General features: G+C 65.9%; 18 protein-coding genes and 2 pseudogenes. 18 read left to right on the plus strand and 2 right to left on the minus strand.

Features of this window, described 5'->3' with window-relative positions; translation table 11 throughout:
* Positions 1–81: 81 nt before the first annotated feature.
* The 5 genes from IT472_RS11190 (at position 82) to IT472_RS11210 (ending at position 4,204) form a co-directional block, all read left to right on the plus strand.
* Entirely contained in the window at positions 82–237 is a 156-nt protein-coding gene (locus IT472_RS11190) for a hypothetical protein (RefSeq protein WP_297181596.1), read from the plus strand.
* 11 nt (positions 238–248) lie between these two features.
* Positions 249–1,382, plus strand: coding sequence for an FAD-dependent oxidoreductase (locus tag IT472_RS11195; protein WP_297181597.1), 1,134 nt, complete (start codon positions 249–251; stop codon positions 1,380–1,382).
* 30 nt (positions 1,383–1,412) lie between these two features.
* Positions 1,413–2,369, plus strand: coding sequence for a nucleoside hydrolase (locus IT472_RS11200; protein WP_297181598.1), 957 nt, complete (start codon positions 1,413–1,415; stop codon positions 2,367–2,369).
* A gap of 92 nt (positions 2,370–2,461) precedes the next feature.
* Positions 2,462–2,704, plus strand: coding sequence for a type B 50S ribosomal protein L31 (locus IT472_RS11205; protein ID WP_297181600.1), 243 nt, complete (start codon positions 2,462–2,464; stop codon positions 2,702–2,704).
* A gap of 210 nt (positions 2,705–2,914) precedes the next feature.
* On the plus strand, positions 2,915–4,204 hold the full coding sequence (locus tag IT472_RS11210; RefSeq protein ID WP_297181601.1) for a citrate synthase: 1,290 nt from the start codon (positions 2,915–2,917) through the stop codon (positions 4,202–4,204).
* 67 nt (positions 4,205–4,271) lie between these two features.
* Here IT472_RS11210 and IT472_RS11215 read toward each other — a convergent pair whose 3' ends face one another.
* Complete coding sequence (locus tag IT472_RS11215) at positions 4,272–4,934, minus strand: hypothetical protein (RefSeq protein ID WP_297181602.1); 663 nt, start codon at positions 4,932–4,934, stop codon at positions 4,272–4,274.
* A 390-nt stretch (positions 4,935–5,324) separates the two neighbouring features.
* Entirely contained in the window at positions 5,325–7,850 is a 2,526-nt protein-coding gene (locus IT472_RS11220) for a penicillin-binding protein 1A (protein ID WP_297181603.1), read from the minus strand.
* 395 nt (positions 7,851–8,245) lie between these two features.
* Between IT472_RS11220 and IT472_RS11225 the strand changes: the two genes are divergently transcribed.
* The 13 genes and pseudogenes from IT472_RS11225 (at position 8,246) to tkt (ending at position 24,006) form a co-directional block, all read left to right on the plus strand.
* On the plus strand, positions 8,246–9,304 hold the full coding sequence (locus IT472_RS11225; RefSeq protein ID WP_297181604.1) for a pilus assembly protein PilM: 1,059 nt from the start codon (positions 8,246–8,248) through the stop codon (positions 9,302–9,304).
* Positions 9,304–10,056, plus strand: coding sequence for a PilN domain-containing protein (locus IT472_RS11230; RefSeq protein WP_297181605.1), 753 nt, complete (start codon positions 9,304–9,306; stop codon positions 10,054–10,056). The genes IT472_RS11225 and IT472_RS11230 overlap by 1 nt, the downstream gene beginning before the upstream one ends.
* Positions 10,053–10,745, plus strand: a complete 693-nt coding sequence (pilO, locus tag IT472_RS11235; protein WP_297181607.1) for a type 4a pilus biogenesis protein PilO — start codon at positions 10,053–10,055, stop codon at positions 10,743–10,745. The genes IT472_RS11230 and pilO overlap by 4 nt, the downstream gene beginning before the upstream one ends.
* 100 nt (positions 10,746–10,845) lie before the next feature.
* Positions 10,846–11,274 (plus strand): annotated as a pseudogene (locus tag IT472_RS11240) (pilus assembly protein PilP); the annotation flags it as partial.
* A 15-nt stretch (positions 11,275–11,289) separates the two neighbouring features.
* Positions 11,290–13,344 carry a type IV pilus secretin PilQ family protein gene (locus IT472_RS11245; protein ID WP_297181608.1) on the plus strand — a complete coding sequence of 685 codons (2,055 nt, stop codon included), beginning with the start codon at positions 11,290–11,292 and terminating at the stop codon, positions 13,342–13,344.
* A 149-nt stretch (positions 13,345–13,493) separates the two neighbouring features.
* Positions 13,494–14,486 carry a MoxR family ATPase gene (locus IT472_RS11250; protein ID WP_297181609.1) on the plus strand — a complete coding sequence of 331 codons (993 nt, stop codon included), beginning with the start codon at positions 13,494–13,496 and terminating at the stop codon, positions 14,484–14,486.
* Positions 14,487–14,580: 94 nt separating this feature from the next.
* Positions 14,581–15,207: pseudogene (locus IT472_RS11255) on the plus strand (DUF58 domain-containing protein); the annotation flags it as partial.
* A 221-nt stretch (positions 15,208–15,428) separates the two neighbouring features.
* Complete coding sequence (locus IT472_RS11260; protein ID WP_343231833.1) at positions 15,429–15,878, plus strand: DUF4381 domain-containing protein; 450 nt, start codon at positions 15,429–15,431, stop codon at positions 15,876–15,878.
* Positions 15,875–16,879: a VWA domain-containing protein gene (locus IT472_RS11265; protein WP_297181612.1), complete on the plus strand. Its 1,005-nt coding sequence runs from the start codon at positions 15,875–15,877 to the stop codon at positions 16,877–16,879. Before IT472_RS11260 ends, IT472_RS11265 begins: the two co-directional genes overlap by 4 nt.
* The gene (locus tag IT472_RS11270; protein WP_297181613.1) at positions 16,876–18,777 is read left to right on the plus strand and encodes a VWA domain-containing protein; all 1,902 of its coding nucleotides are present in this window, start codon (positions 16,876–16,878) and stop codon (positions 18,775–18,777) included. Before IT472_RS11265 ends, IT472_RS11270 begins: the two co-directional genes overlap by 4 nt.
* Positions 18,774–20,417, plus strand: a complete 1,644-nt coding sequence (locus IT472_RS11275; protein WP_297181614.1) for a BatD family protein — start codon at positions 18,774–18,776, stop codon at positions 20,415–20,417. The genes IT472_RS11270 and IT472_RS11275 overlap by 4 nt, the downstream gene beginning before the upstream one ends.
* A 50-nt stretch (positions 20,418–20,467) precedes the next feature.
* Positions 20,468–21,787, plus strand: a complete 1,320-nt coding sequence (locus IT472_RS11280) for a dicarboxylate/amino acid:cation symporter (protein WP_297181616.1) — start codon at positions 20,468–20,470, stop codon at positions 21,785–21,787.
* A 233-nt stretch (positions 21,788–22,020) separates the two neighbouring features.
* Positions 22,021–24,006: a transketolase gene (tkt, locus tag IT472_RS11285; protein WP_297181617.1), complete on the plus strand. Its 1,986-nt coding sequence runs from the start codon at positions 22,021–22,023 to the stop codon at positions 24,004–24,006.
* Positions 24,007–24,133 lie beyond the last annotated feature (127 nt).

Raw genomic sequence — 24,133 nt, forward strand, 5'->3', positions numbered from 1 at the left:
ACTGGCGCGCCATTCGGGCGCGATGGGGATGCTCGATTTGCTGCGCTGGACGGTGGAATCGATGCAACAGGAGGGGCTGGCATGAGCCTGGCGTGGCGCCCATGGCGGCAGACGCCAGCGGAACGTCCGCGGTGGCTGGCGCGGGGTCGGTTCGTGTTCGCGTTGGCGCTGGGACGCGAGGCCGACGTGACCAAGATGGAGCCGGTGTTGAAAGCGGCGCTGGGCATCGTGCCCTGAGGAGGTGCGGGATGACGGGCCATCGAATCACCGTGGTGGGCGCCGGCTTCGCCGGCCTGACCGCCCTGCGCATGCTGCGACGGCAGGACCGTGAAGCCGAATTGACTCTGGTTGCTCCCGTGGCGGCGTTGCATTACTTGCCGGGGTCGATCTGGATTCCCGCGGGCAAGCGCCAGCGACAGGACTTGGTCCTGCCGCTGGACAATTTCCTGAAGCGCCAGCGGATTCGCTTCCACCAAGCGCATGCCGCCGGTCTTTCCGCGGACGGTCGCGTGCTGCACACCGATGCGGGTGATGTCGAGAACGATGGCCTGATTCTCGCCAGTGGTGCCCGTTTCATGCGCGGATTGGCGGGGCTGGAGCACGCGATCATTCCTTGCGACGGCATCGCCGCGGGCGAGGCCATCCGCGATCGGTTGGCCCGCCTTGAAGGCGGCACCCTGTGCTTCGGCTTTGGAACCAATCCGGAAGAACCCATCGCCATGCGCGGCGGCCCGGTGTTCGAATTCGTGTTCGGGATCGACACCCTGCTGCGTCGGCAGCGCCGGCGCGACAAGTTCCGGCTGGTGTTCTTCAGCCGCTCGCAAACGCCGGGCCAGCGGCTCGGGGAACGCGCCGTCGAGATGATCCTCGAGGAGATGCGGCGTCGGAAGATCCAGGCCGTGTTGGGGGAGAAGTTGCAGCGCATCGAACCCGGCGCGGTGGTGCTGGAACGCACCCGTATCGACGCTGACCTGATCCTGTTCATGCCCGGACTGACCGGCCCGGCGTGGCTGGACAACACGCCCTTGCCGCGCTCGCCAGGTGGCTTGGTGCAGGGCGATGCCCAGTGCCGGGTGCCGGGATTTTCCTGCACCTACGTGGCCGGCGATGGCGGCAGTTTCCCCGGGCCCGACTGGATGCCCAAGCAGGCCCACCAGGCCGACCTCCAGGCCGAGGTCGCCGCCCGCAACCTGCTATGCGCGCTGGCCGGCAATCCGGTGAGCGAGACCTTCAAGTCGGAGCTGATGTGCATCATCGATTTGCTCGACCGTGGGTTGCTGGTGACGCGGTACGAGGACAGGGTGCGTGCATTGCGGCCGACTATCTTCGCGCATTGGGCCAAGGCGGCGTTCGAGAAGCGTTATCTGCGGCGCTATCGATGAGGTAGGCAGCAATCCGGCCATAATGCGGCGATGACCGAAGCCCGCATTCCCCTGTTGATCGATACCGACCCCGGCGTGGACGACGCGCTGGCCCTGCTGATGGCCTTCAACGATATGCAGTCCGAAAGCGGGCGCCACGACGTGGTGGGACTGACCATCGTGGCCGGCAATGTCGGCTTGCGGCACACCGTCGCCAATGCGCTGAAGTTGTGCGAGGTCTGTGGCGTCGATGTGCCGGTGCACGCGGGCGCGGAGACGCCTTTGGTGTTCGCCGCACGCGATGCCGCCCACGTCCACGGGTGCGATGGTTTCGGTGACACCGGTTATACCAAGGCTGCGCGCAGTGCCGACAGCGAGCACGCGGCACTGGCGATCCTGCGCCTGTCGCACCAGTACGCCGGCACCCTGGTGCTGGTTGCGCTGGGGCCGTTGACCAACCTCGCGCTGGCCTTGAAGCTCGATCCGACCCTGCCACGACGGGTGGCTCGTTGTGTGGTGATGGGGGCCTCGGTGACTGCCCACGGCAACATCACCCCGGCGGCCGAGTTCAACATCGCCTTCGACCCGGAAGCCGCGCATATCGTGTTCTCGGGGTTCCCGAGGATTGAGTTGGCCGATTGGGAGGCAGTGCTGGCCCATGGGTTCCTGCATGCCGACATCGAGCGGTGGCTAGACGCCGATTCCCCGCGCGCCCGTTTCTACGCCAGCATTTCCAACGACAGCCGCGCCCGTGCGAAGGCCAGCCGTGGCCCACGCTGGCATGCCGCCGACGCACTGGCGATGGCGTTGGCGCTGCAGCCGGGAGGTGCGCTGGATCTGATGGAACGGCCGCTGGCGGTGGAAACCGCCGGCCAGCATGCGCGCGGGGCCACGATCGTCGACTGGAACCGGCAGGGCGGGGCTGCCGACAACGTGGCCATCCTGATGCGCTACGACCAGCCTCGCTTCGAGGCCATGCTCGAGGCAGCGTTGGCAGCCGGGGCCTGAAGGCCGAGGCAGCCAAGGCAGGCAGGCTTGCGCGAGTGGAGCCTTGGCGGTTACAATGCTCGGCTCGCACACGCAATTTTCAAGGCTGCATCATGAAAGCCGGCATTCATCCCGATTATCGTGAGGTCGTGTTCCAGGACGTGACCTCGGACTTCAAGATCCTGACCCGTTCGACCATGTCCAGCAAGGACACGATCAAGTGGGAGGATGGCAACGAGTATCCGCTGATCAAGGTGGAAGTCTCGTCCTCGACCCATCCGTTCTACACCGGCCAGAACAAGATCATGGATACCACGGGCCGCGTGGACAAGTTCCGCAAGCGCTACCAGAAGTAAGCCCGTACCTTCCCGGCGGCGTCTGCGCCGGGATTTCGCGCCGCGGCCGCCCTTGGGCGGCCGTCGTCGTTTTGGGCGTGCGTGCGTCGGGTACGGCCCTTGACCATCGGTTGGGCATGTTGGCGCCGAGGCCTATGCGATAATGCGCGTTCAACGTGCGCTGGCGTGCGGCCGACAGGCCGCCTGGCGCTCCCCCACAGGAGTTGCAACGTGTCCGATTTCGATCAGATGAACCTGATGGCCGGCGACAAGTCGGTGGCCCTGCCCGTGCTGCATCCGACCTTGGGCCAGTCCTGCGTCGACATCGCCAGACTGCCGAAGGAAACCGGCTGCTTCACCTACGACCCCGGTTTCGGCGCCACCGCCAGCTGCAAATCAGCCATCACCTACATCGACGGCGACGCTGGAATCCTGCTGTATCGCGGCTATCCGATCGAGCAATTGGCCGCCAGTTCGACCTTCACCGAAGTGGCCTACCTGCTGATGCATGGTGAACTGCCGACCCCGCAGCAGCTGGCCGAATTCGAGGGCGAGGTCACCCGCCACACGATGATGCACGAGGCGTTCCGCACCTTCCTGTATGGCTTCCGTCACGACGCCCATCCGATGGCGATGCTGACCGGGATGCTGGGTTCGCTGTCCAGCTTTTACCACAACGGTCTCAACCTCGAGGATGGCGAGCAGCGCCGGTTGGCCGCGATCCGCCTGATCGCCAAGGTGCCGACCATTGCCGCGGCCTGCTACCGCTATTCGATCGGCTGGCCGATCCGCTACCCACGCAACAACCTGTCGTTCACCGACCGCTTCGTGCACATGATGTGGGAAGTGCCCAGCGAGCCGCTGGCGCTCAATCCGGTGGTGGCCAAGGCGCTGGACCTGCTGTTCATCCTGCATGCCGACCACGAGCAGAATGCGTCGACCTCGACCGTGCGTTTGGTCGGCTCGACCGGCGCCAACCCCTACGTCAGCGTGGCCGCCGGTGTGGCCGCGCTGTGGGGGCCGGCGCACGGCGGTGCCAACGAGGCGGTGCTGAAGATGCTGGCGGAGATCGGCCGGCCGGACAACGTCAAGTCGGCGGTCGACCGTGCCAAGGACAAGGAATCCGGCTTCCGCCTGATGGGCTTCGGCCACCGCGTCTACAAGAATTACGATCCGCGCGCCGCGCTGGTGCGCAAGATGACCCACGACGTGCTGGGCGCGCTCAAGGTCAACGACCCGCTGCTGGAGGTCGCGCTGCGGCTCGAGGAAGTCGCGCTCAAGGACGAGTACTTCATCGCCCGCAAGCTCTATCCGAACGTCGATTTCTACAGCGGCATCATCTACAAGGCGCTGGGCATCCCGGTCGAGATGTTCACGGTAATGTTCGCAATTGCGCGCACCGCCGGCTGGGTCAGCCACTGGCTGGAGCAGCAGAACGATCCCGATGCCAGGATCGGGCGCCCGCGTCAGATCTACACCGGTGCCGCACAGCGCGAGTACGTCGGCATCGAGACGCGCTGATGCGTGACCTGGGATTGCCCGGACAGATGGCCGGGCAATTCCACGGGCCAGGCCAGACGATGCTGGCTCAGCCGTCGCCGTAGCCGGCGATTTCCTCTGCGGTCAGAAGCGTGCGCAGTTGTGCCGCCGATGCCCTCCGCATCGGTCGCTCGTCGATGCCTGACAGCGGTGCTTGGCGTTCGCAGTCCGCGGGCAGCACGGCCACGTCGAACGCAAGGTCTTCGGCAGCGAACAGCCAGACCGGGACGTCCAGGTCGCGCTGCCGATCCAGCCGCAACCGGCGGCTGCGCGATTGCGCGGGGATCCCCTGCTCGGCCAGGAAGCGCGCAATGGATTCGGGATCGTCGCTGTGCAGGTGCAGGCTGACCTGGGAGTGGGCATCGGCGGTGCCCTCCAGCACTGATCCCACCAGCCGTGGGGCGAAGGCCGCGAAGAATTCCAGGGCATGCAGCGCGGCTTCGCGGCGACGGTGCAGTTCCGCCGGCTTGGCGTCGGCGTGAAACAGGCGCTGGTATTGGCGTAGGGCGTCCTCGATTTCGCGATTGCGCGGCAATGCGGCGTCATCGACGAACCCCAGCCTGCGCGCCGCCTTGAGCTTGGCTTGGTGGAAATCGCGTACGCCATCCTCGGCCATCAGCCGTGCGGCTTCGTGGGCGAGGCGCTGGCGGCGTTCGCGTGTTCGGGTCTGCGCGTGAACCTGCGCGTGGGCGAATTGGCGGGTTCCCGGCATCGCGATTCCCTCCCTATGGCCACGGGCGACTGTACCGGAGCCGGCGCGAATGCGCATCCGGCCCGATGGGTCGGCGAGGTGACGGGAACCTGGACGCCCCGCCCGAAGTTGCGTCCGGGGTGCTCGCGGCATTGCGTGGCCAGTGGGGCGCGTTGGGCCTGTGCCGGGTTTGGCGCGTGGGCGGCTGTCCGCCCGTCCTTGGGAAGGCCGGATACGGGCGACTGAACAACCCCATCCGGGCGTTGTCAGGCCAGCCGTCCATGACTGGCCGAATCCCCTGAGTCAGGCGGTTCCCCAAGGCAATGGTGATTTGGCCGGCGTGAGCTGCGTCCGGGCATGCACCGGACGCAGCGTGTGTGACACGTCCAGGAGGGACTTGTCAGCATGGCCCTAGAAGATGTCGAACGATTCCTCGCTGGGCGCCGCGGAATCCTCGCTGTCGTAGCCGGCCGCGGATTCGTTTTCCATCTGCTGAAGGTCTTCGACCTTCACCCATTCGGTGATCCCGCCCGAAGCGCCCGGAATCAGCCGGCCTCCGGCGCTGACGCTGACCTTGACCATGCCTGCCGGTGGCTCGGGCATGTTCTGCGGCTGGTCCTTCAGCGCTGCCCGCATGTAGCCGATCCAGATCGGCAGGGCGGCCCTGCCGCCGTATTCACCGTGGCCCAGGGTCTTGAAGTCGTCGCGACCCACCCAGACGGTGGTGACGTAGGGACCGCCGTAGCCGGAGAACCAGGCGTCGCGGTAATTGTTGGTCGAGCCGGTCTTGCCGCCGATGTCGTCGCGATTCAGCACGCGTGCGGCGGTGGCGGTGCCGCGCTGGATGACATCGTGCATCATCGATCGCAACTGGAAAGCCACGCGCGGATCGATCGCCAGCGGCGCCACGACCATCCCTGCCGGTGCTGCGGTGGGGGTGGGGGCTGCGCTGGTGGTCGGTGTCTTGCCGGCACGGGCGGTGGGCTTGGGGCTGGCCGGGGTCGGGCTGCCCGCCGTCGCCGGACTGAGGTCGAAACCGTCCACCTGCGATGGCTCGGAGGTCGGCTGCTGGCCGCTGACCGCGCTGACGCCGGCGCAGCCCGGGCAGGCGGTCGGAGGCTGCGCCCTGAAGATTTCCTTGCCGTCGCGGTCACGCACGCTTTCGATGAACCACGGCGTGGTCAGGAAGCCGCCGTTGGCAAACGCGGTGTAGCCGCGTGCCACCGACAGGGGCGTCAGTGAGGCAGTGCCCAGCGACATCGACAGGTTCGGCGGCAGGCTCGCCTCGGTGAAGCCGAAATGGGTGATCGCCTTGCGTGCGTAGTCAACCCCGATCGTGTCGAGCAGGCGCACCGAGACCAGGTTCTTCGAGCGCACCAGCGCCTCGCGCAGCCGCATCGGGCCGGAGAACGAGCCGCCGTCGTTCTGCGGGCGCCACACGCGCCCGCCGCGTTCCCGGAACACCACCGGGGCATCCAGCACGATCGAGGCCGGGTTGAATCCACGTTCGAAGGACACCGCGTACAGGAAGGGTTTGAAGCTCGAGCCCGGCTGACGCCGGGCCTGGGTGGCGCGGTTGAACTTGTTGCCGGCGAAGCTGAAGCCGCCGATCAGGGCGCGCAGGGCGCCGGTGTTGGCGTCCAGCGACACCAGGGCCGATTGCGCGGTCGGCAACTGGTCCAACTCCCAGGCTGGCGGTGCGTCCGGATTGTCGTTGGGCAACCGACGCACCCGCACCACGTCCCCGGGCTTGGCCAACGCAGCGGCCGCCTTGCCGGTCCAGGAGATCGCCTTGCCGGCAAGATTCAACTCGCTTCCATCAGCCAGCACCACGCGCAACGCGCCACCGCCGTTGCCGGTGACGACTGCAGGCAGCAAGCCGCCTTGGGGTGGGCTCGCATGCAGCAGGCGGGCGATGGCCGCAGTATCCGCGCCGGCCGGGATCACCACGGTCGCGGTCGGGGTTCGCCAGCCGTGGCGATGGTCGTATTCACGCAGGCCGTTCACCACCGCAGCCTGCGCCGCCGCTTGCAGCGCCGGGTCGATGGTGGTGGTGACGTGGTAGCCCTGATTCAGGACATCCTCGCCGTAGCGGTCCACCATCTCCTTGCGCACCATTTCGGCCACGTAGGGCGCGTACACCTCGATCGGGCGTTCGTGTGGCGCGGCGTGCATCGGGGTTGCGCGGGCGGCATCCAGTTCGGCGCGGGTGATGAAGCCGAATGAGAACATCCGCGGCAAGATGTAATTGTCGCGGCGCTGGCGGGCCCGCTCGGGATTCATGATCGGGTTGCCGCTGGTCGGGAACTTGGGGATCCCGGCCAGGGTCGCGGCCTCGTCGACGCTGAGCTGGTCGAGCGACTTGCCGTAGTAATACTCGGCGGCTGCGGCGATGCCGTAGGCGCGGTTGCCGAAAAAGCTCTTGTTCAGGTACAGGGCGAAGATCTCGTCTTTGCTGAGTTCGCGCTCGATCTTCATCGCCAGCAGCATTTCCTCGAACTTGCGCCGGAAGCTGTATTCGGAGCTGAGGAAGAACTGCTTGGCCACCTGCTGGGTGAGGGTCGATCCTCCGGGAACGCGCTCCTGCCCGCGGGTCTGGATCAGCAGCCAGACCGCGCGGCTGATGCCCTTCAGGTCAACCCCGTGGTGTTCGTAGAAATGGGCATCCTCGGCGGCCAGGAAGGCTTGCCTGACCCGCGGCGGGACTTGCGCAAGCTCCACCGGATAGCGTCGTTTTTCGCCGAACAGGCCGATCAGGCGACCGTCGCGTGCGTACACATACATCGGTTCCTGCATCTCGATGGTGCGCAGCACCTGCACGTCCGGAAGCCGCGCATTGACCGAGTAAACGAGCAATGCCAGCCCGGCCGCGGCGATCAGGCCCAGCAGAAAGGAAATCAGCAGGAACTTGCGCAACAGGCGAAAAAATCGGGACATCGGGGTATGGGTGGATTGCGGCGAGCGAAGCTGCGGAGTATAGAGTAGGCATGGCCGGGGCTGCCGTAGGGAAACCTCAGGGTGTTCCAGGGGCTCCTGCCAGTCCGGGGAAGGCTGGCCACGGGCCGATCATGCGAGTGATTGATTCGAGCAAGCCGAGTCCGGGCCGGTGTGGGATTCGGAGGGAGTCGACAACGCCCGTGTGGCGTCGTTCGGGTCTTTCTTAGGGTAGACTCGCTGCGTGGTCTTGGGGCGGGTGGCAGGGGCGAAGGGGCGCCTCCGACACCCGAGTTCGAGGAAATTTTGCCGGCATGGGTTGCCAATACGTGAAAAGTCCGTTATTCATGTAATACAGCGCATGGTGCGTGCAAGCACCCGTGGGAAGGGGAGATACCGTGGGTCTGGGGACGAATAAGCAAACGCCGTTGATCGGCATCGACATCAGTTCCACCGCCGTCAAGCTGCTTCAGCTGGCGAGGACCGGTGACCGCTACCGCGTGGAGCACTACGCGGTCGAGCCGTTGCCTCCGAATGCGGTGGTCGAGAAGAACCTGGTCCAGGTCGAGGCCGTGGGCGAAGCGATTCGCCGCGCCGTCGCCCGCTCCGGCAGCCGGCTCAAGCATGCGGCGGCGGCGGTGTCCGGCTCGTCGGTGATCACCAAGCTGATCAACATGCCGGCCTCGCTCAGCGAGGAGGATCTGGAGTCGCAGATCGAACTGGAGGCGGTGAACTACATTCCGTATCCGGTCGAGGAAGTGAACCTCGATTTCGAGGTGCTGGGTCCGGTCGCCGGCAATGGCGAGATGGTGCAGGTCCTGCTGGCGGCCTCGCGCTCGGAAAATGTCGAGATGCGCGCATCTGCGCTGGAGCTTGGCGGCCTGACCGCCAAGGTCATCGACGTCGAGGCTTTCGCCATCGAGAATGCGTTCTCGCTGATGGCGGGTAGTCTCAACACCCCGCGAGACGGGCTGGTGGCGCTGGTGGACGTGGGTGCAACCATGACCACGCTCAACGTCCTGCGCGGCGGGCGCAGCTTGTACACCCGCGAGAATGTCTTTGGCGGCAAGCAACTCACCGACGAGGTGATGCGCCGCTACAGCCTGAGCTACGAGGAAGCTGGCCTCGCCAAGCGCCAGGGTGGGCTGCCGGAAAGCTACGAGGTCGAGGTGCTGGACCCGTTCAAGGAAGCGATGGTCCAGCAGGTCAGCCGCTTGCTGCAGTTCTTCTACGCCGGCAGTGAGTTCAACCGTGTCGACCAGATCGTTCTGGCCGGTGGCTGCGCGTCCATCCCGGGCATCGCCGCGATGGTGGAAGAGCAGTTGGGGATCCCGACCTTGGTCGCCAATCCGCTGGCGCAGATGACGCTGGGGCCACGCGTGCAGGCACATGCGCTGGCGCAGGACGCCCCGGCGCTCATGATCGCCTGCGGGCTCGCATTGAGGAGCTTTGACTGATGGCAAGGATCAACCTCCTCCCTTGGCGCGAGGAACGTCGCAAGGCGCGCCAGAAAGAATTCGTCGGCATGCTGGTGCTCTCGGCGCTGGCCGGTGTGCTCCTCACTGGTCTGGTCTACACGTTCTACAGCGGGCGCATCGCCAACCAGAACAGCCGCAACGACTACCTGCGAAGTGAAATCGCCAGCGTTGACGCGCGGATCGCCGAAATCAAGCACCTCGACGAAGAAAAAGCCAACCTGATGCAGCGCAAGCAGGTGATCGAGCAGTTGCAGGCCAACCGTTCGCAGATGGTGCATCTGTTCGATTCGCTGGTGCGCACCATTCCGGACGGGGTGGCGCTCACCGCGATCAAGCAGGAAGGCAATATCCTGACTCTGACCGGGCGCTCGCAGTCCAACGCGCGGGTTTCAGCCTACATGCGCAGCCTCGAGAGTTCCGGTTGGATGACCCACCCGGATCTGAACGTGATCGAGGCGAAGGACGGTAACCCGGGCCTGCCGTATGAGTTCTCCCTGAAGGTGACGTTGGTCGATCCCAATGCGCCGAAGGACGAGGATGCCCAAGGCGGGGATTCGGCACCGGCAGCTGCGCCTGCGGGCGCACCAGCTGCTGCACCAGCCGCTCCCGCTGCTGCACCGGCCGCTCCCGCTGCTGCACCGGCCGTGCCCGCTGCCGCACCGGCGGCAGCGCCAGCCAAACCGGCTGCTCCCGCCGCCGCCCCGGCCGCCGCAGGAGGGACCGCATCGTGAACAACAAGAAGATCAATTTCCGCGAACTGGACATCAACAACATTGGCGGCTGGCCGCGTCAGGCACAGTTGCTGTTCTGCGGCATCGTGGCCTTCGTGATCCTGGTGATCGGCTGGTCGCTGGTGGTGCGTGGCCAGCAAAAGGAGCTCGGGGGCCTGCAGGCACAGGAAGCTGACCTGAAGTCCGAATTCGCGACCAAACAGGGCCGGGCAGCCAATCTGGAGCCACTCAAGCAGCAGCTCGATCAAATGAAGCAACAGCTGCAGCAGATGTTGCGGCAGCTGCCCAGCAAGACTGAAATGCCCGACCTGATCGTCGACGTGTCGCAGACAGCCTTGGCCACCGGCATCCAGAACGACCTGTTCCAGCCGGGCCAGGAAACCAAAAAAGACTTCTACGCCGAAAAGCCGATCACCCTGAGGATGGTCGGTACCTACCACCAGTTCGGCGCCTTCGTGAGCGGCGTGGCCTCGCTGCCGCGCGTGGTGATCATGACCATGCACGACATCTCGCTGAAGCCGAAGAATGAAACGCCGGGCGCACGCATTGGCGGGAACACCCCGCTGGAGCTGTCGGGAACCGTCAAGACCTACCGCTACCTGGATGAAGAAGAAGCGGCGCAATCTGCTGCACCGGCAACAGCTGGCGGCGCTGCCGCTGCACCTGCGCCGGCACAGGGGGGGAACTGACATGATGCAGATGCCAACCTTCTCGCGTTTGTCCAGCGTGCTGTTGCTCTCCATGGTTTGCGCCACCACTCTGGTTGGCTGCGGCATTGGTCGCGGTGAACTCGAAAAATGGGTGGCGGAGGAAAAGGCCAAGCCAGCGCCGCCGCTGGAGCCGCTGCCGGTGATGAAGCAGTTCGAGACATTCGAATACGCCGCGCAGAACATGCGGGATCCCTTCGACCAGACATTCAGTGGCGAAGGCTCCAGCGGCCCGCGTCCGGATCCGAACCGGCGTCGGCAGACGTTGGAGGGCTTTACCTTGGATACCCTGAAGATGGTGGGTACGCTGGGGGGCGGGAACAGCCTGACCGGCTTGGTCATGGCTCCCGACCGCGTCACCTACAAGGTGGTTCCCGGGAATTACATGGGGCAAAGCGACGGTCGCGTGACCGCCGTGCATGAAGACCGGATCGACCTCGTCGAACTGGTTCCGGATGGTGCAGGTGGCTGGCTGGAGCGCCCGGCCAAGCTGTCACTCGAAGCAAATTGATTGGGGAATAGACCGATGACCGTCACCAACGCCAAGCAATCACTGCCCGCACGGCGCCGCTTGCCCCTCGGGGTTCTCGCGGCTGGAATCGCCGTGGGCCTGTACGCCGCCGGCGCCGGCGCATTCCCTGCGGCCGTCTTCACGGCTGGCATGGGCCAGTCCGCCACCGGCGCACTGGCCGATCCGGCCAAACGGACCCCGGACTCCGTCACCGTCTCCGCAATCGACTTCAAGCGCGGGGATGGCGGATCCGGCAAGCTGATCCTGCGCTTCTCGGGCAACGGAGCCGCCCCCGACTTGCGAACCAGCGGGTCACGGGTGGTCGTCGACATTGGTAACGCACAGCTTCCTGCGGCCCTGCAGCGGCCAATCGATGTCCGCGATTTCGCCACCCCCGTGCAGAATGTCGAGGCTCATGCGACCAGCAGCGGTGCCCAGCTGGTGCTGGGGATGAACGGTGCGTTCGAGTCAATGGCCTACCAGAGCGGCAACGAATACATCGTCGAGATCGTGCCGCGCGCAGCGGCGCCAGCTTCGGCGCCAGCGGTCGGTGCGGTCACCACGGGTTCCGATTCGGGCAGTGCCGGCGTGCGGTACAGCGGCAGGCCGGTGACGTTCAACTTCCAGGACGTGCCGGTGCGCACGGTCCTGCAGCTGATCGCCGACGAATCCAAGCTCAACATCGTCGCCGCCGACACCGTGACCGGCAACGTCACCCTTCGCCTGATCAACGTGCCATGGGACCAGGCGCTCGACCTGATCCTGCAGGCCAATAAACTCGACAAGCGGCGGAATGGCAACGTGGTCTGGGTTGCGCCGCAGGCGGAAATCGCGGCATTCGAGCAGGCCAAGGAAGATGCCCGCATCAGCTTGGAAGAGCGTGCCGAGAAGGTGACCGAGTACATCCCGGTCAACTACGCCAGCGCCGAGAAAATTGCCCAGATGCTCACGGACGGAAGCAAGGGCAACCAGACGGGAGGTGGAGGCCAGGGCGGTAGCACCGGCAGCAGTTCGCAGGATCGTGGCTTCCTGTCCTCACGCGGCAGCCTGAGTTTCGATGCCCGCACCAACACCCTGCTGGTGATTGACATCCCGCAGCGGGTCGCGGCGATCCGCGAATTGGTCCGACAGCTCGACAAGCCGGTCGATCAGGTGGTGATCGAGGCCCGGATCGTGATTGCCAACGAGAGCGTGGCGCGCGATCTGGGTGCCCGCTTCGGTATCACCGGTTCCGCGCGCGATGGCCGCACCCAGTACGGCAACAGCATCGAGAACAACATTTCCAACTGGAACTCGGTGGCCAATACCAACAACGCCAACAACCAGCTTTATCAGACCGCGCTGGCCACCTACCTGAACGGTTGTGCGGGTTGCACGGCCAATGATCCAGGCGCTCCGCGCGCTCCAGGGATGGGTTGGAGCCCGACGACGCCGAACTATGGCGTCAACACGATCACCCGAGGCCTGATGAGCAACCTGCCGGCTTTCCTGACGGGTGCCAATGCCGGGTCGCTGGCTCTGTCGATCCTCAACGCGGGCTACGCGCTCGATGTGGAACTGTCGGCGATCCAGCAGCAGGGTCGTGGCGAGGTGATTTCCAACCCGCGCATCGTCACCAGCAACCAGAAGGAAGCGGTGATCCGCCAAGGCAAGGAGATCGGTTACCTCACCGTGTCCGGCGGCCAGGGCGGCAACGTCCCGACCGTGCAATTCAAGGAAGCCCTGCTGGAACTCAAGGTCACCCCGACCATCACCAACGATGGCCGCGTGTTCCTCGACATGGGGGTGAAGAAGGACGAGTTGGACAGCTGGATCAGCCTCGGCGCGTTCGGTCAGGTGCCACAGATCGCCCGCCGTGAGGTCAATACCGCGGTGCTGGTGGAGGATGGGCAGACGGTTGTGATCGGTGGTGTGTACGAATTCTCCGACCGTTCCGACATCACCAAGGTGCCGTTCCTCGGCGATATCCCGATCCTCGGCAACCTGTTCCGCAACAGGAGTCGTGGCAAGAGCAAGGCCGAGCTGTTGATCTTCGTGACGCCTAGGGTCATGCGCGTCAGCCAACGCTGATTGGCGACGGGTCGAGTCGATGCATACGAACGGGGGCCGCAAGGCCCCCGTTTCATTGCTGGCATCGAGCGACGCCCTGAACCTTTCGCCATGAACTGGGTCTGAGTGCACGACGTTCGGCACAGATCGATCAGCCGCAAGAGACATGAATGGATAGCCAGACCGTGGATGATTCGGGCTTGAAGGTGCGCTTCGATGCACTGCGTGTCGAATTGGCGGGGGAAGTCGTCGGGCAGGATCGCCTGATCGAGCGCCTGTTGATCACCCTGCTCGCCGACGGCCACCTGCTGGTGGAAGGTGCGCCGGGGCTCGCCAAGACCACGGCGATCCGCGCGCTGGCGGGGCGGTTGGACGCGGACTTCGCGCGTATCCAGTTCACCCCCGACCTGTTGCCGGCGGATGTCACCGGCAGCGATGTCTGGCGGCCGCAGGACGGCCATTTCGAATTCCAGCCGGGGCCAGTCTTCCATTCGATCCTGCTGGCCGACGAGATCAATCGCGCACCGGCCAAGGTGCAGTCCGCCTTGCTGGAGGCGATGGGCGAGCGCCAAGTGACGGTCGGCAAACGCACGTGGCCGCTGCCCGAATTGTTCCTTGTGATGGCCACCCAGAACCCGATCGAGCAGGAAGGCACGTTCCCGTTGCCGGAAGCGCAGCTCGATCGCTTCCTCATGTATGTCCGGATCGGCTATCCGCAGGCGGACACCGAATCCGACATCCTGCGCATCGCACGTGAACGCGCCCGCATGGGTGGATCATCGCCAATTGCCGCGATGGTGCACCTGTCCCGGCAGGAGGTGTTCGCCGCGCGTCGCGCCGTGCTTGAGCTGCACATGGCACCGGCACTGGAACGCTATCTCATTGAATTGGTGCTGGCCTCGCGCGAGCCGGCACGCTACGACGCAGGGCTGGCCCGGAAGATCGCCTGGGGTGCCAGTCCGCGCGGCTCGATCGCATTGGAGCGTTGCGCGCGTGCGCGGGCGTGGCTGTCGGGGCGCGATTTCGTGACCCCTGAGGACGTGCGCGAGGTGGCACCGGACGTGCTCGGCCATCGGGTTCTGCCCAGCTTCGAGGCCAGTGCCGAAGGCTGGGATGGGCCGCGCTTGGTGGCGGAACTGCTGCGGTTGGTGCCGCTGCCTTGAGGGTGGCGATCAAGACGTCGTTCGAATCATGAGTGAGGCGCGTTCCAGCACCGGCACGATTCCGACGCTTACGGAGCTGATCGGGTTGCGGGCGATGACCCACACGCGAACTGGAGCGAAGCAGGGCCGGCATGGGTTGTTGGCACAAGCGTCCTCACGATTGCTCGGGCGTGGGATGGAATATGCCGAGTCGCGCCGGTATGTTCCTGGTGACGACGCGCGCTTGATCGACTGGCGGCTGACCGCACGCACCGGCCACACCCACACCAAATTGTTCCAAGCCGAGCGTGAGCGGCTGACCCTGATCGTCGCCGACACTGCACCCGCGCTGTATTTCGGAACCCGGGTGCGTTTCAAGTCGGTGCAGGCCGCGCGTGCGGGGGCGCTGATGGCGTGGCAGGCGGTGCGCGATGGTGATCGGATCGCCGCGTTGCGTGGCAGCCAGCGCGAGCCGCCGGTCGCCCCTGCGGCCGGCCAGCGTGGTGCACTGCGCACACTGGATGCCTTGGTGCGCTGGTACACGAAGCGGCCAGATGAGGATGCCGGCTTGTCGCTGGCGCTGGATCATGCGCGGCGCCTGCTGCGGCCGGGCTCGCGCCTGCTGGTGCTGGCCGAACCGGCGAGCATTGCCAGCGTCCCCGAACTGCTCTGGCCCGAATTGGCACGCCACCACGACGCACGCGTGCTGCTACTGACCGATCCGCTGGAACACCGCCCGCCGGTGGCGCGGTTGCCGTTCGCACTCGGCGATGGCCGATTGGAGCTGGGGCTGGATCAGGCCGCTGTGCGCCAGCGCTGGAAGCAGGCCTTCGATGGCGTGCTGGAGCAGGCTCTGGCGTGCCTGTCGAGCCATGGGCTGGCGGCTGCGTCGCTGTCCAGCGACACGCCCACCGAGATCGTGCGGGACCTGTTGCGCCATCCCCCTGCGAGGCGCGTTTCGTGATCGCGCCGTTGCCGCTCAAGCCGATGCATCCGGGCATGCCACCCAGTTGGTGGCCGCCGGCACCGGGCTGGTGGCTGGTGGCGGTCGTGCTGCTGGTGGTCGTGCTCGCAATCATGCTGTGGCGACGGCGTAGGGCGCGCCGGCATGCAGCGTGGGCGCGATTGTTCGATCAAACCATCGACGCGGCGATGACGCCCGCCGCCAAGGTCGCGGCGGTGTCGCAGCTGCTGCGCCGCGCCGCGCGCCGGATCGATCCGCAGGCCGATCGCCTGCTGGGCGAGGAGTGGCTGCGCTTCCTGGATGTCGGGCTGTCACCGGCGGTCTTCCAGACCGAGTCGGGAACCTTGCTGGTCGAGGGCGCGTTTCGTCCGCAGGTCGATGCGGACGCGGTGGATGCGCTGTGCGTGGCGGCGCGCAAGCGCTATCTCGACTGGATGCGGCGCGCATGAGCCTGTTCCCGCAAGCCTTGCTGGTCGATGGCTTTGCGTGGCCGTGGGTGCTGGCCGCCATCGTGCTGCCGATTGCGATCCACCTGCTGCCTGCACGGTCCACCCAGGGCCCGGCGCTGAAGGTGCCGTGGACGCAGCGCTTGCAGGCGATCGCCAAGGGTGCACCTGGGCGCGGCAAGGCCGTGCGGTTCCCGTGGCTGTTGCTGTGCGCTTGGATGCTTCTCTGCCTTGCCGCTGCGCGGCCGCAGCGGTTGGGGCCGGAAATCGCGCCTGCACAGGCCGGGCGTGACCTGCAATTGGTGCTGGACCTGTCCGCCAGCATGGGTCAGGAGGACATGCAGCTCGGTGGCGGCGCGGTGGATCGGCTGACTGCGGCCAAGGCGGTGCTGTCCGATTTCATCGACCGTCGCGCGGGAGACCGTCTTGGCCTGATCGTGTTCGGTGATCGCGCCTTCGCGCTGACGCCGTTGACTGCGGATCGTGACAGCGTGCGCCAGCAGCTCAACGACACCCAGCTCGGGCTGGTGGGGCGTTCGACCGCACTCGGTGATGCCATGGGCCTTGCGACCAAGCGATTGCAGGCGCAGCCGGCCAAGCAGCGGGTGGTGATCGTGCTCACCGATGGCATGAGCAATTCCGGCATCCTCGATCCGCAGCGCGCGGCGCAGATCGCCCACGATGCGGGCGTGCGCATCTACACGATTGCGTTTGGGGGCGATGGCCAGGGCGTGTCGCTGTTCGGCTTCCAGTTGCCGCTCGGTGGCGGCGATGAGGTGGATGAAGACGGCCTGCGCAAGATCGCCGAGACCACCGGCGGCCGCTTTTATCGTGCGCGCGATGCCGACGAACTGGCGGGCATCTATTCCCAGATCGATCGGCTTGAACCGACCCGCCACGCCGGACTGCCGCTGCGGCCGCGCATCGAGCTGTATCCGTGGCCGTTGGGCATGGCGATGGGTATTGGTCTGCTGGCGCTGTGGTTACGCGGGAGGCGGCGATGAGCGCCTTGATCGACACCCTCGGCCAGCTGCATGTCCTGCGCCCGTGGTGGTTGCTGGCGCTGCTGCCCTTGCTGGCATTGGCGATCCTGTTGAAAGCACGCGCGCGGCGTCGCTCGGTTTGGCAGGACGCGGTCGATCCGCACCTGTTGCCGCATCTCCTTGACGATGGCAAACACGGCGCGGCATCGTCGAACTGGCCGCGGCTGAGGGCATTGCTTGCGGGTGTGCTGGCCGTGTTGGCGCTGTCCGGGCCGAGCCTGCGCAAGCTGGAGCAGCCATTGCTGCAAACCCGCGAGCCCTTGGTGGTGGCGCTGGATCTGTCGCAGGCGACGCTGGCGAATGACCTGCCGCCGAATCGTTTGGCGCAAGCGCGGGCAAAGCTCGCTGATCTGCTGCGCCTGCGTGATGGTGGGCAGATCGCACTGGTCGCGTTTGCCGACGATGCCTACACCGTTGCCCCGCTGACACCCGATGCCGCGAATGTGGCGTTGTATCTCGACGCGCTGTCACCCGAGGTGATGCCGGCCGATGGCCACCATGTCGATCGTGCGATCACGTGGTCGCTGTCGCTGCTGCACCAAGCCGGTTTTGCGCATGGCATCATCCTGCTGATCACCGACCATGCCGATGCCAGTGCGATTGCCGAGGCGCAACGCGTCCATGCGCAAGGGGACGGGGTGATGGTGCTCGGATTGGGCAGTCCGCGCGGTGGTGTCTATCGGAACGGAGACACGCTCGAATCCGCCAAGCTGGATGTCGACTCGTTGCAACGCTTGGCCGCTGCCGGCGGCGGACGTTATGCATCGATCACGCTGGACGCGTCCGACTTGCGCGCGCTGGGTGTCCTTGATCCGCAGCAGGACGTGGCACGCACCGCGCGTGGCGAGACCGCGGCGTTGTGGCAAGACGATGGTTACTGGCTGATTCCACTGGTGATGTTGCTGGTGCTGCCGTGGTTCCGCCGTGGCGGTGCGCTGGCCGTGGTCCTCGTTTGCACCCTGTGGCTGCCGACGGCGCGCGCGCAGCAGGCCGCACCGCAAGCCACGCCGCAAGGCAGCCTGTGGCAACGCGCCGACCAGGCGGGCTGGGCACGGATGCAGCAAGGCATCGCCGATTACCGGCGTGGCGAATACGCTGCTGCGATCGCCAAGCTTTCCGGCCTGCCCGGTGCCGAAGCGCAATACAACCTCGGCAATGCGCTGGCACAGGCCGGGCGGTATCCGGAAGCGATTGCGGCCTATGATCGCGCGCTGCAACTGCAGCCGGGCATGGCTGACGCACGCTTTAACCGTGACCTGGTGCACGCCGCCCAGCGTCGCCAGCAGCAACATCAGCAGCAGAACCAGCAACAGAACCAGCAGCAGAATCAGCAGCAGAATCAGCAGCAGAACCCGCAACAGAACCCGCAGCAGAACCCGCAACAGAACCCGCAGCAGAACCCGCAGCAGAATCAGCAGCAGAATCAGCAGCAGAACCAGCAGCAGAACCCGCAGCAGAACCCGCAGCAGAACCAGCAGCAGAACCAGCAGCAGAACCAGCAGCAGAACCCGCAGCAGAATCCGCAGCAGAATCCGCAGCAGAATCCGCAGCAGAATCAGCACGGACGTCAGACGCCGTCGCAAGGCGTGCCACAACCGCCCAAGCCAGCCGATGCGCAGGCCCAGCAGCGCGCGGATGCGGCGCAACGCCAGCGCATGCAGGACGCCCTGCGTGAACAACAGTCGCCCCCCCGGCGAGCGTCGCAAACGACACCCGCCAGTGCGCAGGAAACGCCGGAGCAGCGCGAACGCCGGCTGACCAATCAGGCCTGGCTGCAGCGGGTGCCGGATGATCCCGGCGCATTGCTGCGCGCACGCTTCCTGCTGGAAGCACGTCGTCGCAGTGGGGACGCACAATGAGCCGCGCCAGCGCCGCCGTGTTGTGCATGTTGCTGGCGCTGATGGCCTTGCCCGTGCAGGCGCAGACGCGGGCATGGCTGGACCGGACCGACATCAGTTACGGCGAATCGGTGGCGCTCACGATCGAAACCGACCAGCCGGCGTCGGCGATCGATAGCTCGCCGCTGCGTGACGCGTTCGACATCGCCGGTCAGACGCAGCATAGCAGCGTCGAGTGGGTGAATGGACGCAGTAGTCGGAAAACCTTGTTGGTCCTCGGGCTGCGGCCGAAGGCGCCGGGTGTGCTGACGATCCCGCCGCTGCGGGTCGGTGCGACCTGGACCGCGCCGCTGCGACTGATGGTGCGGCCGCCACAGGCTCAGCCTGCGAGCGCAAGTTCCGATGTGTTCGTCGAAACCTTGGTCGATGATCCCAGGCCCTTCGTGCAGCAATCGGTGGGCGTCACGGTTCGGTTGAACTACGCCATCCCCTTGCTGTCCGGGCAATTGGATCAAGACCCACCCGCACGTGCATCGATGCAGCAGGTGGGCGAGGATCAGCGTTCGATCCGTGCGCTGGGTGGCAGGCGCTACTACGTGATCGAGCGGCATTACTTGCTGATCCCGGAGTCCAGCGGTGCATTGCAACTGCCGGGTGCGCGCTTCAACGGCTTGCGTGGATCGGCAGGCCTGGATGCCCTGTTCGACGACAACCAGCACCCGGTCTCGGCCGCATCCGCACCGATCCGGTTGCAGGTCAGGCCGATCCCGCCGGACGCGCCGCAGCCATGGTTGCCGCTGCGGTCGCTTGGCTTGCGCTACCTGCGGCTGCCGACCCATGCGCGGGTCGGTGAGGCCGCAACCGTCGAGATCGCATTGACCGCCGAGGGTGCCAGCGAAACCCAGTTGCCGGCGTTGCAATTGCCTTCGGTGTCGGGTGTCCGTGTCTTCGCCGAACCGCCGCAAGCGGACACCCAACTGACGGACGGCCATCTGCGCGCCAGCGTACGGCGCAGTTTTTCGTTGGTGCCGCAACAGGCAGGTGCACTCACCCTCCCTGGCCCCACCGTGACGTGGTGGGACGCGCTGGCCGGGGTGGCAAGGACGACGCAACTGCCCGCGCTGACGCTGGACGTTGCGCCCGGATTCGGAGCGACCGGAGCGGCCACTCCCGGCACGGCGACGCCGGTGCCGTCATCGAGGCACGACCGTGAATCGACTGCCTCGGCACCAGCGGAGAAGCCCGGTACCTCGATCATGGCGTGGTGGTACGCAGGCGCCTTGGCACTGCTGGCACTGGTTGCATCGGCCACGCTGCTGTGGCGGAGGCGGATTGCCGCGGCTGCAAAGGCTGGATGCGCCGGAGCATCCGCACACACGGAATCCCTGGCCGATGCACTCGCAGGCGGGGATCTGGGCCGCATTGCCAGTGCACTCGCCCGACAGGCCGGTGCGGCGTCCGGCGATCTCGACCATGTGCTGGATCACCTGCGGGAACCCGCACAGCGCGATGCCGTCGCCCGCTTGCAGGCCGCGCGCTGGGGCGACGGTGATGCGCAAGTGGCATTGCGTGTGCTACGTGCGGCGTTTGCCGGAGGTGCGTTCTGGCGGCAACCGAAGGCCCGTATCGACGCGTTGCTGCCACCGCTGTATCCGGAGTAGGCCTCGGCGTTTGCTAAGCTCATCGGCCTGGGCACCTGCTGGGCGGTTCGATGGCCAACAACGGAAGCGGCAAGCTGAAACTGCACTGGAAGATGTTGATCGGCTTCCTGGCCGGACTGATGCTCGGCTTGCTGGCGCACTATGTCTCGGGTGCGGACGCGCCTTGGGTGCAGTGGCTGACCGAGTACGTCACCCAGCCGGCCGGCACGCTGTTCCTGCGCCTGATCTTCATGTTGGTGATTCCGCTGCTGTTCTCGGCGCTGATCATCGGCGTGGCCGAGATGGGCGACGTGCGCTCGCTCGGCCGGATTGGGTGGAAAACCCTGGGCTACACCGTCGTCGCCTCCGGCATTGCCGTGGTGCTCGGCCTGCTGCTGGTCAACTGGCTGCATCCGGGCGGTGGCGTCGATCCCGAAGTGGCCAAAACGATGCTCGCGCAAAGCGCCGAGCGCGCGCAGGCGATCGTGAGCGGTGCCGGCAGCCAGCCCAAGGGCCTGGATCTGCTGCTGGGTATCGTCCCCGACAATGTGGTGGCGGCGGCGGCCAACAACACCATCCTCGCGGTGATGTTCTTCGCGTTGATGCTCGGCATCGGGCTGGTGTTGGTGCGCACCGAGGCGACGGCGGCCTTGCAGCGCGGGATCCAGGGCTTGTTCGAAGTGTCGATGAAACTGATCGAACTGGTCATCTCGCTGGCGCCGTACGCGGTGTTCTGCTTCATGTTCAACCTCGCCGCGCTGTTCGGTTGGGACCTGCTGCGTTCGCTCGGGGCTTACGTTGGGGTTGTGGTGCTGGCGCTGGCGATCCATCTGGTCGTGGTCTATTCGCTGATGCTGCGCTTCCTTGGTGGTTGGTCGCCGGTAACGTTTTTCCGTGGCGTCCAAGAGGCGATGGTCATGGCGTTCTCCACCGCCTCCAGCAACGCCACCTTGCCAGTGTCACTGCAGGTGGCCGAGGAGCAGCTCAAATTGCCTCGACGGGTTTCGCGTTTCGTGCTCACCGTCGGCGCCACCGCTAACCAGAACGGCACCGCGCTGTTCGAAGGTGTGACCGTGCTGTTCCTCGCCCAGTTCTTCGGGGTCCCACTCACGCTGGAGCATCAAATCACGGTGATGTTCGTGTGCATCCTCGGCGGCATCGGCACCGCCGGCGTCCCGGCCGGCTCGCTGCCGGTGATCGCGCTGATCTGCGGCATGGTCGGGGTGCCGCCGGAAGGCATCGGCTTGATCCTCGGCGTCGACCGATTCCTCGACATGTGCCGCACCACCCTCAACGTCACCGGTGATTTGATGCTGGCGGCGGTGGTGTCGAAGGGTGAGTCCAGCGATGCCGAAGCCGTGGAAACGAGTGCGGATGGTGTGGCGCCGTAGTGCAAGTTTTCGAAATTTCGGACAAGCCGTATCTTGTCTGCAGACCATGCGCATGGTGGTGAATGGTCGTTTCGAAATGGCGGCTCACGCTGCACGCGTGACATGAGCCAGTTTGGTGAGAACGGATCAGTCACTTTTTGCGTAGGGTTCAGAGGGTTCGGCATGCCCACGCGGGGCGACAACAGCCCGTGCGGGGTGGGACAATACGCATTCCCTCCGCTGCACCTCACGCCATGACTGCGCCCAGCCGCCGCGATCTCGCCAACGCCATCCGTTTCCTCGCCATCGATGCGGTGCAGGCCGCCAATTCCGGGCATCCGGGCATGCCGATGGGCATGGCCGACATCGCCGAGGTGCTGTGGAACGATTACCTCGACTGCAATCCGGCCAATCCGCACTGGGCGGATCGTGATCGTTTCGTGCTCAGCAACGGGCACGGTTCGATGCTGCAGTACGCGCTGCTGCACCTGACCGGCTATGACCTGCCGATCGAACAACTGAAGGCGTTCCGCCAGCTCGGCAGCAAGACCGCGGGCCATCCGGAAAACCACGTCTGTCCGGGGGTGGAAACGACGACGGGGCCGCTGGGGCAGGGCATTGCCAATGCGGTCGGCTTCGCGCTGGCAGAAAAGCTGCTGGCGCGGCACTTCAATCGCGACGGCCACGCCATCGTCGATCACCGCACCTGGGTATTCCTTGGTGACGGCTGCCTGATGGAAGGCATCTCGCACGAGGCGGCATCGCTGGCCGGCACGCTGGGCCTGCACAAGCTGATTGCGTTCTGGGACGACAACCACATCAGCATCGACGGCGATACCGACGGCTGGTTCACCGATGACACGCCCAAGCGCTTCGAAGCCTACGGCTGGCATGTGATTCGTGGCGTCGACGGGCACGATCCGGTGGAGATCAAGGCCGCGATCGAGACCGCGTTGAAGGCATCCGACAAGCCCGTCCTGATCTGCTGCCGCACCACGATTGGTTATGGCTCCCCGGGCAAGGCGGGCAAGGAATCCAGCCACGGCGCGCCACTGGGCAAGGACGAGGTGGCCGCCACCCGCACCGCACTGCACTGGCCGCATGCGCCGTTCGAGATTCCGCAGGCCGTCTACGCCGGCTGGCGCGGGCGCGATCGCGCCGGGCTGGAAGCGCAGTGGAACGCGCGCTTCGCGGCCTACCGCGCGGCCTATCCGGAACTGGCCGCGGAGTTCACCCGCCGCATGGACGGTGCGCTGCCGCAGGGCTTTGCCGAAGCCGCCGATGCCTACATCGCCAAGTTGCAGGCGGATGGCCCGAACATCGCCAGTCGCAAGGCCTCGCAGATGGCGATCGAAGCATTCGCCCCGCTGTTGCCGGAGTTGATTGGCGCCTCGGCGGACTTGGCGCATTCCAATCTGACCCTGTGGAAGGCCAGCAAGCCGGTGACGTCGGGCGATCCGGATGCCAACTACATCCACTCCGGCGTGCGCGAATTCGGCATGACCGCGATCAGCAACGGGCTGGCCCTGCACGGTGGTTTCCTGCCGTTCGACGCCACCTTCCTAGTGTTCTCCGACTACGCCCGCAACGCGGTGCGCATGAGCGCGCTGATGGGTGCGCAGGCCATCCACGTCTACACCCACGACTCGATCGGCCTCGGCGAGGACGGTCCGACCCACCAGCCCATCGAGCACATGGCCTCGTTGCGCTACATCCCGAACAACGATCTCTGGCGTCCCTGCGATGCGGTGGAATCGGCGGTGGCATGGAAGGCCGCGATCCTGCGCAAGGATGGCCCGGCTTGCCTGGTGTTCAGCCGCCAGACCCTGCCGCACCAGCCGCGCAGCGATGCCCAGGTGGCCGACATCGCGCGTGGTGGCTATGTGCTGAAGGACAGCGTCGGTGCGCCCGAAGTCACCCTGATCGCCACCGGCAGCGAAGTGGGGCTTGCGATGCAGGCTGCGGCGCAACTGGGTGAGGGCGTGCGGGTGGTGTCGATGCCCTCGACCGAGGTGTTCGATCGCCAGGACGCCAGCTATCGTGAAGCCGTTTTGCCGCGTGCCTGCCGCAAGCGCGTGGCGATCGAAGCCGGCGTCACGGGATTCTGGCGCAAGTACGTTGGTCTGGATGGCGCCGTGATCGGCATCGACAGCTTCGGCGCCAGCGCGCCGGCGGAAGCGCTGTTCCCGCATTTCGGGATCACGGTCGAGGCAGTGATTGAAGCGGTTCGTTCGCTATGATGAGAATCATCCGCGAACGTTGTTGCGGTCGCGGGGTGCGGTCCGATGAGGTCAGCAGGCTGACCAATCGCCGCCACGTGGCGCGCCGAACCTGCGCAATCATGCCGGTATCGGGGGTGCGATCCTG

Origin of the sequence: Thermomonas sp., from assembly GCF_020850895.1 — a bacterium.
GTDB lineage: Bacteria > Pseudomonadota > Gammaproteobacteria > Xanthomonadales > Xanthomonadaceae > Thermomonas.